The organism is Pedobacter sp. BAL39 (assembly GCF_000170795.1).
In the GTDB taxonomy this organism is placed as follows: Bacteria; Bacteroidota; Bacteroidia; order Sphingobacteriales; family Sphingobacteriaceae; genus Pedobacter.
On sequence record NZ_ABCM01000011.1, the window covers coordinates 25,322 to 39,333 of the forward strand.

Annotated in this window: 7 protein-coding genes, 2 tRNA genes and 3 rRNA genes; 6 read left to right on the forward strand and 6 right to left on the reverse strand. The window is 45.0% G+C overall.

The window, feature by feature from the left end; translation table 11 throughout:
- From PBAL39_RS14655 to pafA, 5 genes are all read left to right on the forward strand, one after another.
- Nucleotides 1-711 carry a MotA/TolQ/ExbB proton channel family protein gene (locus PBAL39_RS14655; protein ID WP_008242845.1) on the forward strand — a complete coding sequence of 237 codons (711 nt, stop codon included), beginning with the start codon at nucleotides 1-3 and terminating at the stop codon, nucleotides 709-711.
- Entirely contained in the window at nucleotides 711-1,112 is a 402-nt protein-coding gene (locus PBAL39_RS14660) for a biopolymer transporter ExbD (RefSeq protein WP_008242848.1), read from the forward strand. The genes PBAL39_RS14655 and PBAL39_RS14660 overlap by 1 nt, the downstream gene beginning before the upstream one ends.
- Nucleotides 1,112-1,927 carry a hypothetical protein gene (locus tag PBAL39_RS14665; protein ID WP_008242849.1) on the forward strand — a complete coding sequence of 272 codons (816 nt, stop codon included), beginning with the start codon at nucleotides 1,112-1,114 and terminating at the stop codon, nucleotides 1,925-1,927. The genes PBAL39_RS14660 and PBAL39_RS14665 overlap by 1 nt, the downstream gene beginning before the upstream one ends.
- A 73-nt stretch (nucleotides 1,928-2,000) precedes the next feature.
- The gene (locus tag PBAL39_RS14670; RefSeq protein WP_008242851.1) at nucleotides 2,001-3,239 is read left to right on the forward strand and encodes a folylpolyglutamate synthase/dihydrofolate synthase family protein; all 1,239 of its coding nucleotides are present in this window, start codon (nucleotides 2,001-2,003) and stop codon (nucleotides 3,237-3,239) included.
- A gap of 248 nt (nucleotides 3,240-3,487) precedes the next feature.
- Nucleotides 3,488-5,155: an alkaline phosphatase PafA gene (gene pafA, locus PBAL39_RS14675; RefSeq protein ID WP_008242855.1), complete on the forward strand. Its 1,668-nt coding sequence runs from the start codon at nucleotides 3,488-3,490 to the stop codon at nucleotides 5,153-5,155.
- A gap of 170 nt (nucleotides 5,156-5,325) precedes the next feature.
- Here the strand turns inward: pafA and PBAL39_RS14680 are convergent, their stop codons facing one another.
- The 6 genes from PBAL39_RS14680 to PBAL39_RS14705 form a co-directional block, all read right to left on the reverse strand.
- Complete coding sequence (locus PBAL39_RS14680; RefSeq protein WP_039866750.1) at nucleotides 5,326-6,306, reverse strand: acyl-ACP desaturase; 981 nt, start codon at nucleotides 6,304-6,306, stop codon at nucleotides 5,326-5,328.
- Nucleotides 6,307-6,663: 357 nt separating this feature from the next.
- A 5S ribosomal RNA gene (gene rrf, locus PBAL39_RS14685) occupies nucleotides 6,664-6,775 on the reverse strand.
- Between the two features lie 108 nt (nucleotides 6,776-6,883).
- A 23S ribosomal RNA gene (locus PBAL39_RS14690) occupies nucleotides 6,884-9,759 on the reverse strand.
- Between the two features lie 225 nt (nucleotides 9,760-9,984).
- Nucleotides 9,985-10,061: transfer RNA gene (locus PBAL39_RS14695), tRNA-Ala, on the reverse strand.
- A 14-nt stretch (nucleotides 10,062-10,075) separates the two neighbouring features.
- A tRNA-Ile gene (locus tag PBAL39_RS14700) sits at nucleotides 10,076-10,150 on the reverse strand.
- A gap of 178 nt (nucleotides 10,151-10,328) precedes the next feature.
- Nucleotides 10,329-11,849: ribosomal RNA gene (locus PBAL39_RS14705) — 16S ribosomal RNA — on the reverse strand.
- Together the 16S, 23S and 5S rRNA genes with 2 tRNA genes alongside form the textbook arrangement of a ribosomal RNA operon.
- A gap of 1,394 nt (nucleotides 11,850-13,243) precedes the next feature.
- Between PBAL39_RS14705 and PBAL39_RS14710 the strand changes: the two genes are divergently transcribed.
- A complete protein-coding gene (locus PBAL39_RS14710) occupies nucleotides 13,244-13,870 on the forward strand; it encodes a DUF6266 family protein (RefSeq protein ID WP_008242864.1) in 627 nt (208 codons plus the stop codon).
- Nucleotides 13,871-14,012: the final 142 nt, after the last annotated feature.

A 14,012-nucleotide genomic window follows, 5' to 3' on the forward strand; every position in this document is an offset into this window, starting at 1 on the left:
ATGATCACTTTACTTCAAGGTGCTAACGACAGCCTGACTCAACTTGCAGATACTGCGAACAATGCATCACAGGCGCTTACAGCTCCACCCCCGGAACTTCATTTCATTGACCTTCTTTTCAAAGGCGGATGGGTGATGATCCCACTGGCCTTTCTGGCCTTTTTAGCCTTAGTTATTTTTGTTGAACGTTACCTGACCATCAGAAAAGCCTCCAAAACAGAGTCTAACCTGATGCTTCAGATCAGACAATATATTCATGAAGGCCGGCTGGAAAATGCCATCGCCCTTTGCAGAAACAACAACTCCCCGCTGGCGAGAATGCTGGAAAAAGGATTGAAAAGAATTGGCCGTCCCATCAAAGATATTGAGGCTGCGATTGAAAACAATGGTAAGCTGGAAGTCTCGAAGCTGGAGAAAAACATCGGGATCCTTGGTATCGTTGCAGGTATTGCGCCGATGCTTGGTTTCGTAGGTACCATCATCGGGGTAATCACGATCTTCCATGATGTATCCATCAAAGGTGCCATTGAAATCGGAACCATCTCCGGAGGTCTTTATACTAAAATGATCACCTCAGCAACAGGTCTGATTGTGGGTATCATTGCTTATATTTTGTATCATATATTAAATATGATGGTAGAACGCATCATATTAAGAATGGAAACCGATGCGATCGAGTTTATTGATCTATTAGAAGAGCCAGGAAAATAATGAACCTACGCAAAAGAAATAAAGGTACAGTAGAGGTACACACCTCGGCACTGAATGACATCATGTTTTTTCTCATGTTGTTTTTCCTGCTTGCCTCGGCGGTAGTCAATCCGCAGGTGGTGAAGCTGCTGCTGCCAAGGTCCGAATCTGGTCAGCAATCAAATGCCCAGAAGACCGTTACCGTCTCCATAGACGAGAAATTAAATTATTTTGTAGACAAACAGCCGACTTCACTTGAAGGCCTTCAATCTGCTATCGAAACTTATCAAAAGGCATCTCCTGACCTGACCATTGTACTCTATGTGGCAAGGGGTGTCTCAATTGAAAACACCATGCTGGTTTTTGATGTCGCCAACAAATTGAAGCTTAAAGTTGTTCTCGCTGTAGAACCCAAGAAATAATGACTTACCCAAAGGAAGAAAATAATTATCCTAAGGCCGTAGCCATCTCTACCGGCATCATGGGCTTCCTGCTTGTATTGAGCTTTTTCATTGCAATAGGAACGTTTGAGCCTCCCGTGGAGGCCGGCATGGGAGGCATTGTGGTCAACTATGGTACTTCTGTAGAAGGAATGGGTACAGATTACACCAGTATTGAAGAGCCTTCCGCCGATCCAAATGCCAATCAGCAACCACCGGATAAGGTCGTGCCCCAAGAGCCTACAAAAGAACAGCCAACCACTCAAAACAGTACTAAAGAGATTGTTACCCAGAATTCTGAGGATGCAGTGAGTGTGAATACAAAAGCGAGCACAAAGAATAACGCGCCAACGGCCACAACCGAAACAAAACCCGCCAAGCCGGTAATCAACCAAAATGCCCTGTATAAAGGAAAAACCAATAAAGGTACCGGTGGTGGTGATGGAACAGGATCTACACCAGGCAACCAGGGTGACCGTGATGGCGATCCGCTATCCAACAATTATGGAGAAGGTGGTTCTGGATTTGGGGATACCCCAATCGCCTTGCGGAAGTTTACCAACCTGGTGACCCCCGAAGATGATGGCCAAAAGACCGGAAAGATTGCCGTAAGGATCAAAATCAATAAAAGTGGGATCGTCATTGATGCAACTCCCGGCGTTAAAGGCACCACGCTGAACGACCGTGTGTTATGGCAAAAATGTAAAGATGCCGTAATGGGCGCCCGGCTATCACAATCAGATACCGCTCCGGATGTACAAATCGGTGTGGTGGTGTTCAACTTTAAAGTAAAATAGACGGCCTGTTTAGGCGCTGGATCAGCAAATGGACTATTCTCAAACTCTTGATTACCTATACGCGAAACTACCGATGTTTACGCGTATAGGTGCTGTTGCATTAAAAAAAGACCTTCACAACACCATTGCGATGTGTGAAGCACTGGGAAACCCTCAGCATCAGTTTAAATCCGTCCATATTGCTGGGACAAATGGCAAAGGCTCGACCTCCCATATGCTCGCTGCAATATTTCAGAAGGCGGGTTATAAAACTGGATTGTATACCTCCCCGCACCTTAAAGATTTCAGGGAACGCATCAGGATCAATGGCGAGATGGTGCCCGAAGAGTTTGTCACCAGCTTTGTGGCCAGTCAGCAGACACTCATTGAAGAAATATCACCTTCTTTCTTTGAAGTAACGGTGGCTATGGCATTTTCATTTTTTGCAAAGGAGAAAGTCGACATTGCCATCATTGAAGTGGGCCTTGGCGGACGGTTGGACTCTACCAACATCATCAAGCCTGAGCTCTCGGTGATCACCAATATCAGCCTGGACCATACTAATATCCTGGGAAACACACTACCCGCAATCGCTTCAGAAAAAGCTGGGATCATCAAACCACACGTGCCCGTGGTCATTGGAGAAAGTCAGCCCGAAGTAGCGCAGGTATTTCTGGAAAAGGCAACAGAAACAGAAAGTATCATCTCTTTTGCAGATCAAAGGATACAAGTCAAAAATCTGCGTAGAAAAACGATGCTGCTCGCGGACGTCTATCAAAATGGCGAACTGTGCTATCCGGATCTCGAACTCGATTTAACGGGAGGTTATCAACGTAAAAACCTGGCTACTGTCATACAGTCGGTCAGTGTTTTGACGGAGATGGGTTATGAGGTCGATACCCCCAGCCTGTACAATGCTTTGAAAGACGTAAAAAACCTGACCGGGCTGCAGGGACGCTGGCAGATATTAAATGACAATCCGCTAACCATCTGCGACACAGGACACAACATCGGTGGCATTACAGAAGTGATGCAGAACATCAATGATACACCACATGACCAGCTCCATATTGTCATAGGAATGGTGAGGGATAAGGACATCAATGGGGTGCTTGCGCTGCTCCCTACGGATGCGCATTATTACTTTTGCCAGCCTCAGCTGGAACGGGGACTGCCGGCGCAGGAACTCGCCGCACAGGCAGCACAACACCATCTTGTAGGAGATGTATTTCCGACCATTGCCTTAGCCATACAGACTGCAAAGGACAATGCAGCGGTAAATGACCTGATCTTTATAGGTGGCAGTACCTTCGTGGTTGCTGAAGCACTTTAGTGCATATTAATCAGCTGAAATCCTTTTCATTACTTAAAATCATTTTCACCAATTAAGTTCATTTTCATCAGCTGGTTAAATTCGTCATTTAAGTTCAATTCATTGCTCCAGCTCATTTTATCGCTAAATCTCCGCCATAGTTACGGGGATTTTACAGTTCCAGGGGATTTCTATAAAATCTTTACAAAATGGTAAACTGTGAATAACATGTTATGGCTACCTTTAAAACTTCATAAACAAAATTCTAAATGAAAAGAACTTACTTGTTATTTTCCGCATTGCTGATTACCTGCAGTGTGTCAGTAGCACAAAAAAAGAAAGCTGCTGTTTCAAAAAACAATTTTCCGGCAACAGTAAAGAGACCCAAACTGGTAGTGGGTATGGTGATCGATCAAATGAGATGGGATTACCTCTACCGTTATTACAACAGATATTCAAATGGAGGTTTCAAAAGACTGATCAATGAAGGTTTTTCTGCAGAAAACACCTTCATTCCCTATACTCCCTCTTATACTGCATGCGGCCATGCGAGCATCTATACGGGCTCAGTACCGGCCATCAATGGCATCATTGGAAATGATTGGTATGATCCACAAGCCAAACGCAACGTATATTGTGCGGAAGATAGCACAGTAGCTACTGTGGGCAGTAATACCATGGCAGGAAAAATGTCGCCAAAAAATATGCTGACCACGACAATCACGGATGAACTGCGCCTGGCTACTAACTTCCAGGGAAAAGTGATCGGTATATCACTGAAGGACAGGGGATCCATCCTTCCTGCAGGTCATGCTGCCAATGCAGCCTATTGGTATGATGGCGGTACCGGCGACTGGATTTCGAGTACTTATTATATGACCGACCTTCCTAAATGGGTAAAAGATCATAACAAAGAGAAGCTGGCTGATCAGTACTTTGATAAAAACTGGAGCACTTTGTATCCAATTGACACTTATACACAAAGCACGGCAGACAACAAACCTTACGAGGGTAAAGCACGTGGCGAGGAAACCCCCACCTTCCCTCATCCGCTGAAATTGTATAAGGGGAAAAACTACGACATGATCAAAAGTACACCTTATGGCAATACGATTACCCTGGATCTTGCAAAGCTTTCTATTGAAAAAGAAAATCTCGGACAGGACGACATCATGGACTTCCTCGCAGTAAGCTGTTCTGCAACGGACTATGTGGGCCACCAATACGGTCCGAACTCTGTGGAAGCAGAAGATACTTACCTTAGATTAGATAAAGACCTTGAAGAATTCTTCAATTACCTGGATAAAACGGTAGGTAAAGGAAACTATCTGTTCTTCCTTTCAGCAGATCATGGTGCAGCACACGTACCTGGATTCATGAGCGAAAATAAACTTCCTGGAGGTACAGTGGACGATAGCCCATTTGTAAAAGAACTCAGCACGCTTATCGCCGGTAAGTTCAATGTTAAAAATGTCATCAGCAGATCTGCAAATAACCAGCTTTATCTCAATCATCAGAGCATCGAAGACGCCAAAGCCGATTATGAGGCCATCAAGATATTTGCAGTCAACTACCTTAAAAAACAAAATGGAATTACAGATGCGGTAGACATCAGCAAAGTGGCCAGCAGCACACTTCCTGAGCCTATCAAAAAGAGCATCACCAATGGTTACAATGCCGACAGAAGTGGCGACATCTACATGATCATGCCTTCCGGTTATTTTGAAGGCACTGGCAAAACAGGGACCACACATGGCACCTGGTATCCTTATGACACCCATATTCCTTGCGTATTTATGGGATGGAATGTGCAGCCTGGTAAAACAAATACTACACATTACATGACGGACATTGCGGCCACACTTGCTGCCATGTTACACATACAAATGCCAAGTGGTTGTGTTGGCAGCCCGATTACAGAACTTACCCATCAATAAGCTTACTTATAAGCCAAAAAAACAAAAATGGCCATCCCTTTCTAGGAATGGCCATTTTTGTTTTAACTGAAGCGTTCAAAACGCCTTATTTATTAATAAATGATATTATCAATGAGCGCAATATCTTCTCAGATCAGCTTCGCGAAGTTTAAAAGCTCCAACGATCCTAATTAAGCATGTATCCAGCTAAATTTATATTCAATACCGGGATTCTTCATCCTATCTGCTACCCTAAGCAAACGATCAGGTAACGCCATGATGTAATCACGTGCTTTCTCTCCAGCTTCGTTCAGGTCCCTCATGCCCTCCAATTTCCACTCATCAATCAACTGCTGCATAATTTCTACATAGTCGACAGCAGTATATACACCAAGTCGTTGTGCAGCGTCAGTGAAATGCCCAAATGTCTGACCAATCTTCATGCCCATCTCACGAAGGAAATGAGCCGGCATCACGATTTTCTTACGCATCATGTCCTCAAAGGCAATCATGGCCTCACTTGCGTCCACCTCGAAGATCTTCGCCATAAAATCCTTATATGCCTTTGCGTGACGCGCTTCATCAGATGCAATAACACCACACATTTTTGAAAGCAGGGTATCACCGTCTCTTTTTGCCATTGACGCCACTCTCCTATGGGAAATATTCGTGGCAAGCTCCTGAAATGAGGTATAAATGAAATTACGATAAGGATCATGTCCCGTACCGATGTCAAACCCATCCGCAATCAGGTATTGTGTAGAGATCTCCATCTGACGCATATCAACACGCCCTGAAAGGTAAAGATATTTATTGAGCAGGTCGCCATGTCTGTTTTCTTCAGCAGTCCAATGACGAACCCACCTCATCCATCCACCTTCTTCCCCTTTATTGATCCCATCGACCATCGTCAGCCAGGATTCGTAAGTCGGCAATGCTTCTTCGGTAATGGTATCTCCAATCAGAACAGCAACCAGGTCGTACGACAAGCCATCCGCATTTTCTCTTAAAGACTTGATATCCTGAAAAAAAGTTTCGCTTGTGGAATCCGGCAGGAAGTCTGACGGCTGCCAATTTGTATCAATTGGTTTCAGGTAAGTATCCATCATATCAAGCATATAACGCTCTATATGCATCATCACTTCCCTTCTCTTCTCTGCGAAAAAACTCATGCTCCTTTTATATTTAAATTGATTGTAAAGATAACCAAAAATGAACAATATATGGCCAGCCAGCAATATTATTAATGGCAAAACCTGATTTTGACATAATGCCCGTATGATATTTGGCTGATGTATTGAATAACGTATCAATTGCTTTAAAGTTGCCGAAATTCGTCAACACCACAACAATAATACGTCGGGACAGTTAAGACCAAGTTACGGAACACACATCACTTCATGCGAGCGCTTCTGCACGAACGAAACCTCTATAAAAACCAACCCAGTTTAAACTACCGTAGCATCAGCAATGCAAAAATTTCTGTAAACAAGAAAAGCCTGCAGTTTTGACTACAGGCTTTCTTTAAGATTTGGCACCGACCTACTCTCCCACGTGTTACCGCAGTACCATCGGCTCTGGTGGGCTTAACTTCTCTGTTCGGAATGGGAAGAGGTGGACACCACCGATATAGGCACCTAAATATTTTTAATGTTTATACAGCTTCGGAATGGACTTACCTTTTGCTGTCAAACAATGACATATTATTGAAAGAAGTTAAGTTAGGAAGAACAAACAACAGTTTACTGCTCTTGAAAGCTTCGGATGATTAGTATTACTCGACTTTGATGTCACCACCTTTACATCTGTAACCTATCAACGTAGTAGTCTGCTACGGTCCTATATGGAATTCTCATCTCGTGGCTAGTTTCGCACTTAGATGCTTTCAGCGCTTATCTATTCCCAGCGTAGCTACTCTGCAATGCCCCTGGCGGAACAACAGATTCACTAGAGGCTAGTCCAACCCGGTCCTCTCGTACTAAGGTCAGCCCCACTCAAAATTCCTACGCCCACAACAGATAGGGACCGAACTGTCTCGCGACGTTCTGAACCCAGCTCGCGTGCCACTTTAATCGGCGAACAGCCGAACCCTTGGGACCTTCTCCAGCCCCAGATGTGACGAGCCGACATCGAGGTGCCAAACCTCCCCGTCGATATGAGCTCTTGGGGGAGATCAGCCTGTTATCCCCAGCGTACCTTTTATCCTTTGAGCGATGGCCCTTCCATGCAGAACCACCGGATCACTATATCCGTCTTTCGACCCTGCTCGGCTTGTATGCCTCACAGTCAAGCAAGCTTATGCTATTGCACTCCTCATACGGTTACCAAGCGTATTGAGCTTACCTTTGAAAGCCTCCGTTACCTTTTTGGAGGCGACCACCCCAGTCAAACTACCCATCAAACAATGTCCTTCGCTTGGCGAAGTTAGACACCGAATACAGAAAGGGTGGTATTTCAACGTTGACTCCACGACGCCTGGCGACGCCGCTTCATAGTCTCCCACCTATCCTACACATCCTGTATCCAATGTCAATGTTAAATTGTAGTGAAGGTGCATGGGGTCTTTCCGTCCCGTTGCGGGTACCCGGCGTCTTCACCGGGACCACAATTTCACCGAGCTCATGGCTGAGACAGCGCCCAGATCGTTACACCATTCGTGCAGGTCGGAACTTACCCGACAAGGAATTTCGCTACCTTAGGACCGTTATAGTTACGGCCGCCGTTTACTGGGGCTTCGATTCAATGCTTCGCCTTGCGACTAACATCCCCTCTTAACCTTCCAGCACCGGGCAGGTGTCAGGCCTTATACTTCATCTTTCGATTTTGCAAAGCCATGTGTTTTTGTTAAACAGTCGCCTGGGCCTTTTCACTGCGGCTGATATTGCTACCAGCGCCCCTTCTCCCGAAGTTACAGGGCCATTTTGCCGAGTTCCTTAGCCATGATTCACTCGAGCACCTTAGAATTCTCTTCCCGGATACCTGTGTCGGTTTGCGGTACGGGTTTTTATAACCTGAAGCTTAGCGGGTTTTCTTGGAAGTCTGATTACCTACACTATCCACTTACCCGAAGGTTCGCGGTACTATCGACTTTCAGCTAGTCCGGCGGATTTGCCTACCAGACCAATACCTACTGTCTTCAACGATCTATTCCGTCAGATCGCGGTAGTGTCACTACTCCGTCACCACATCGCAGTTATAAAAAGTACGGGAATATTAACCCGTTGTCCATCGAATATCCCTTTCGGGTTCTCCTTAGGCCCCGACTAACCCTGATCCGATTAGCGTTGATCAGGAAACCTTATCCTTTCGGTGGGCGGGTTTCTCGCCCGCCTTATCGTTACTTATGCCTACATTTGCTTTTCCAGAAGCTCCACCACAACTTACGTCATAACTTCGCTGCCGCTGGAATGCTCCCCTACCGTAATATTAATATTACCCATAGCTTCGGTGTATAGTTTAATGCCCGTTTATTATCCATGCCCGATCGCTCGACTAGTGAGCTGTTACGCACTCTTTAAATGAATGGCTGCTTCCAAGCCAACATCCTAGCTGTCTATGCAATCGGACCTCGTTAGTTCAACTTAACTATAACTTGGGGACCTTAGCTGATGGTCTGGGTTCTTTCCCTCTCGGCCCGTGACCTTAGCACCCCGGGCCTCACTGCAGATCATATTATATAGCATTCGGAGTTTGTCTGGATTTGGTAGGATTTGACTCCCCCGCACCCAATCAGTAGCTCTACCTCTATATAACTTTATATCCACGCTGTTCCTAAAAACATTTCGGGGAGTACGAGCTATTTCCCAGTTTGATTAGCCTTTCACCCCTACCCACAGATCATCCGGAAACTTTTCAACGTTTATCGGTTCGGTCCTCCAGTACGTGTTACCGCACCTTCAACCTGTCCATGGGTAGATCACAAGGTTTCGCGTCTACCTCCCCTGACTATACGCCCTATTCAGACTCGCTTTCGCTTCGGATCCGTGTCTTAAACACTTAACCTTGCCAGAGAAGAGTAACTCGTAGGCTCATTATGCAAAAGGCACGCCGTCACGCCACCTGGACGCTCCGACCGCTTGTAAGCACACAGTTTCAGGTTCTATTTCACTCCCCTGTTCGGGGTTCTTTTCACCTTTCCCTCACGGTACTGGTTCACTATCGGTCTCTCAGGAGTATTTAGCCTTACCGGATGGTGCCGGCAGATTCCCACAAGGCGTCTCCGACCTCGCGGTACTCAGGATACTACTAGACTAATGGTACTTACGTGTACGAGGCTCTCACTCTATGTTGCCAGGCTTCCCATCCTGTTCCACTTCATTGCATTATAATCATATCGTAGTCCTACAACCCCACATTTGCCGTAACAAATATGGTTTGGGCTCTTTCCCGTTCGCTCGCCACTACTTAGGAAATCATTATTATTTTCTCTTCCTCTGCTTACTTAGATGTTTCAGTTCGGCAGGTTTGCGTATTATACGACTAGTCTTCAACTAGCCAGGTTTCCCCATTCGGAAATCACCGGATCAATTCATATTTGCTAATCCCCAGTGCTTATCGCAGCTTATCACGTCCTTCATCGCCTCTGAGAGCCAAGGCATCCCCTGTGTGCTCTTATTTACTTTCTTCTCTCCATAGCCTTTTGCGCCTATGGAAATGCTTTTTTTGATGGTTGTTATCTCTTTCGGATTTCTATTTGTAATTGCTTACTCATTTCATTCCTCAAAGCTAACAACGTCTCTATTGTTGTTTGCTCTTCTTTTTTAACTTCTTCCAATATGTCAAAGAACTTTTCTATCCCGGAGTTCATTCCTGAACCCTATTTCTGTACCTTCTATCTTAAGTACCGGTGATGGTGGAGAATAACGGAGTCGAACCGTTGACCTCCTGCGTGCAAGGCAGGCGCTCTAGCCAGCTGAGCTAATCCCCCTTAGAATATATCTGTAGTCCCGAGCAGATTTGAACTGCTGACCCCTACATTATCAGTGTAGTGCTCTAACCAAACTGAGCTACGGGACTAGGTGTTAAGCTTAGAATTCTGAGTAGTGATTTCTCATTTCACAAATCCTTTTCTTACTCTTTATCCCCGGCTTTCAGCATGATCACATCTACACGATGTTTCATCCTATGGGTGTTTCTTTTTGAGATCTTCTGTCATTTATATCATTTGCGCAGCGAGTAGTCTGACCTACTCCAGAAAGGAGGTATTCCAGCCGCACCTTCCGGTACGGCTACCTTGTTACGACTTAGCCCCAGTTATCGGTTTTACCCTAGGACGCTCCTTGCGGTTACATACTTTAGGTACCCCCAACTTCCATGGCTTGACGGGCGGTGTGTACAAGGCCCGGGAACGTATTCACCGCGTCATTGCTGATACGCGATTACTAGCGAATCCAACTTCAAGAGGTCGAGTTGCAGACCTCTATCCGAACTGTGAATGGCTTTTTGAGATTTGCTTGCTGTTGCCAGCTTGCTGCCCTCTGTACCATCCATTGTAGCACGTGTGTAGCCCCGGACGTAAGGGCCATGATGACTTGACGTCGTCCCCTCCTTCCTCTCTGTTTGCACAGGCAGTCTGTTTAGAGTCCCCACCTTAACGTGCTGGCAACTAAACATAGGGGTTGCGCTCGTTGCGGGACTTAACCCAACACCTCACGGCACGAGCTGACGACAGCCATGCAGCACCTAGTTTCGTGTGATTGCTCACTCATCTATCTCTAAATGATTCACTAACTTTCAAGCCCGGGTAAGGTTCCTCGCGTATCATCGAATTAAACCACATGCTCCTCCGCTTGTGCGGGCCCCCGTCAATTCCTTTGAGTTTCACCCTTGCGGGCGTACTCCCCAGGTGGAATACTTAACGCTTTCGCTTAGCCGCTAACTGTATATCGCTAACAGCGAGTATTCATCGTTTAGGGCGTGGACTACCAGGTATCTAATCCTGTTTGATCCCCACGCTTTCGTGCCTCAGCGTCAATCTCATCATAGTAAGCTGCCTTCGCAATCGGTGTTCTGTGACATATCTATGCATTTCACCGCTACTTGTCACATTCCGCCTACCTCTAATGTATTCAAGCTCATCAGTATCAAGGGCACTGCGATGGTTGAGCCACCGTCTTTCACCCCTGACTTAATAAGCCGCCTACGCACCCTTTAAACCCAATAAATCCGGATAACGCTTGGATCCTCCGTATTACCGCGGCTGCTGGCACGGAGTTAGCCGATCCTTATTCCTTCGGTACATTCAGCTCCTTACACGTAAGGAGGTTTATTCCCGAATAAAAGCAGTTTACAACCCAGAGGGCCGTCTTCCTGCACGCGGCATGGCTGGTTCAGAGTTGCCTCCATTGACCAATATTCCTTACTGCTGCCTCCCGTAGGAGTCTGGTCCGTGTCTCAGTACCAGTGTGGGGGGTCATCCTCTCAGATCCCCTAGTCATCGCTGTCTTGGTGGGCCGTTACCCCGCCAACTAACTAATGACACGCATGCCCATCTTAATCCTATAAATATTTGATCATTGTATAATGCTATACTGTGATTTTATGCGGTGTTAATCCGAATTTCTTCGGGCTATCCCCCTGATTAAGGTAGGTTGCATACGCGTTACGCACCCGTGCGCCACTTTCCTCTCCAGCAAGCTGGAAAGTATCGTTCGACTTGCATGTATTAGGCCTGCCGCTAGCGTTCATCCTGAGCCAGGATCAAACTCTCCATTGTAAAATGTGTTGTTTGAACGCTGACCATTCTTAACTTGTTAATAATAGTCTTTATTCTAATTGTTATATTGTCTGTTAGAATCAAACTTAAAAAAATAGCTTCAGTATCATGTACTTTGATTCCGTACTAATCTACCTCGCTACGCTATAAATGACATCTCTTTAATGAACTTCTCGAATCGCCTCACGGGTCTTCTTTATATGTTGCAATCTGCTACCCCTGTGTTTACCTGGTCTTTCTCGTCCAGTTCTGTTGCGGTTAAGCCTATTGTTTCAATCTTGTTTATTCGCTTGCGAACTCCGTTCGTTTAGCTCCCCGTTGTTTGGGATTGCAAAGGTAGAAATCTTTTTGTTATTGTCAAGCTTTTTTTGATCTTTTTTATTTTCTCTGTTCTAACACTTAAAAACTAAAAAACCTGCCTGGCCAATTCCTACTGCAACATTTCAAACTCTTCTTCTCTTATCCTTCTCACCGTTTCACTTCCTCCGAAGCGGGATGCAAAAGTAGGAAAAATATCAGTAGACCAAAACATTTCTAGCCCTTTATTTGTATCACAGCCCTAACTGCATGGTTTACAATAAGAAAAAAATCATCTGCATGCCTACAATTGCCAGAGGCGGGAATAAACAGGCAGCAGGGAGCAGGTCTAAGCAAAGCAGCCCTAAAGGCTGAAAACACATTTCCATATGCAGGAAATAATAAATCCAAAGCGAAGTCCCCTACTCCAACCAGAACAAACCTATGAATTCATCTGTCTAAGACCTTTAAATCATAGCAAGGACAGGCTACTGTCGAACCTGCTTTCTGAAACACAGGCAAGTTTTTGGTTTCGCATGAGACAAGCAGTATGCGATATATGCAGTTTAGAGTATTCTGTAGCAGCATTACAAATAATGGTATCATATATATATAACTGTCATATATAACAGTGTATAGTATTATATATAGACTAAGATAATCAACTCTTGTCTGAGCATGGTTCCGTGAGGATTCTTATACGACTTGCATAACTGGATCAGGAACGACAAATCTGCAGGTACAGTTAAATCAATAAACGGTATAGCCATATCAGGATAAGTCACGGTTCGTACGACGCTCGTATACAGTTCGGGAATGACAGACACAAAACAGAGACTAAAGAGAGAGAAAAGAGAGACTAAACAGAGACAAAAGGCACAGCGGCCCTCTCTTTTCTCTCTCTTTACTTTCTTTATGGTCTCACATTTTTCATTCTCCTTCCCGAACAGTGTATAAAGCGTGACCAGGCGAAATCTGGACACGGAATCCTCATCGATATTGCGAACCTGATAAGAAAATAAAAACAAACATTTTTACTCCTAATTTGTTTATTCAATAACATTGGCAATGTAGTCAATGCGTAAATTCAAATTATTATGGCAACGTATACAGATGGTTTTCTTGGTCCATTCAAAGGTAAATTAGGCCCCGCTCACGGCTCATCCTGGAAAGGAAAACCGGTAATTAAAGGAGCTTATAAGAAACGCACCTTAAACATTACTCAAAAGGAGAAAAACAATCGGATTAAATTTGCGAAGGCTCACCGCTGGCTGCAACCTATCACGGAATTTGTCAGAGCAGGCTTTCAAGGATACTCTCCTACCACCGAGGGCTTCAATGCAGCAAAATCGCTATTATATCATGCATTTGAAGGCGAGGGAGAAAATCTAGTTGTCAACCCAGCTTATGTACTTGTTAGTTATGGTACGATGTCCCTGCCTGAAGACATTTCAGTAATGCAGCTCAATGACCGCGAAGTGAAATTCTGCTGGAATCCATCTAATGACGGAACAGGGGACCAACAAGATCAGGTGATGGTGTTAGCGTACAACGCCGATAAAAGAAAATCTTCTTATCAACTCACGGGCGACTTCCGAAAAACCGGAGAAACCACCCTGAAGCTACCGTTAAATAAGGGCGATTACCATCTTTACATTGCTTTTGTTTCACCTAACAGAAAAAGCAGGTCCAATAGTAAGTACCTGGGGATAATTACTGTCTAACAAATAAATGTTAGCAAGGAACAACCTGTACGTCAAAGCCCTGTAGCAAGATCCTGAGATCCACAAAATGCTATGGGGCTTTTCTGCATTCCTAATGCTACATTCCAGCTACCCTAAACTTAAACTGCTCCTTCACGGAAAT

What these genes read in the sequence shown, in the direction of transcription:
- PBAL39_RS14655 (WP_008242845.1), top strand. Translation starts at nt 1, where the DNA reads ATGATCACTTTACTTCAAGGTGCTAACGACAGCCTGACTCAACTTGCA.
- PBAL39_RS14660 (WP_008242848.1), top strand. Translation starts at nt 711, where the DNA reads ATGAACCTACGCAAAAGAAATAAAGGTACAGTAGAGGTACACACCTCG.
- PBAL39_RS14665 (WP_008242849.1), top strand. Translation starts at nt 1,112, where the DNA reads ATGACTTACCCAAAGGAAGAAAATAATTATCCTAAGGCCGTAGCCATC.
- PBAL39_RS14670 (WP_008242851.1), top strand. Translation starts at nt 2,001, where the DNA reads ATGTTTACGCGTATAGGTGCTGTTGCATTAAAAAAAGACCTTCACAAC.
- pafA (WP_008242855.1), top strand. Translation starts at nt 3,488, where the DNA reads ATGAAAAGAACTTACTTGTTATTTTCCGCATTGCTGATTACCTGCAGT.
- PBAL39_RS14680 (WP_039866750.1), bottom strand. Translation starts at nt 6,306, where the DNA reads ATGAGTTTTTTCGCAGAGAAGAGAAGGGAAGTGATGATGCATATAGAG.
- PBAL39_RS14710 (WP_008242864.1), top strand. Translation starts at nt 13,244, where the DNA reads ATGGCAACGTATACAGATGGTTTTCTTGGTCCATTCAAAGGTAAATTA.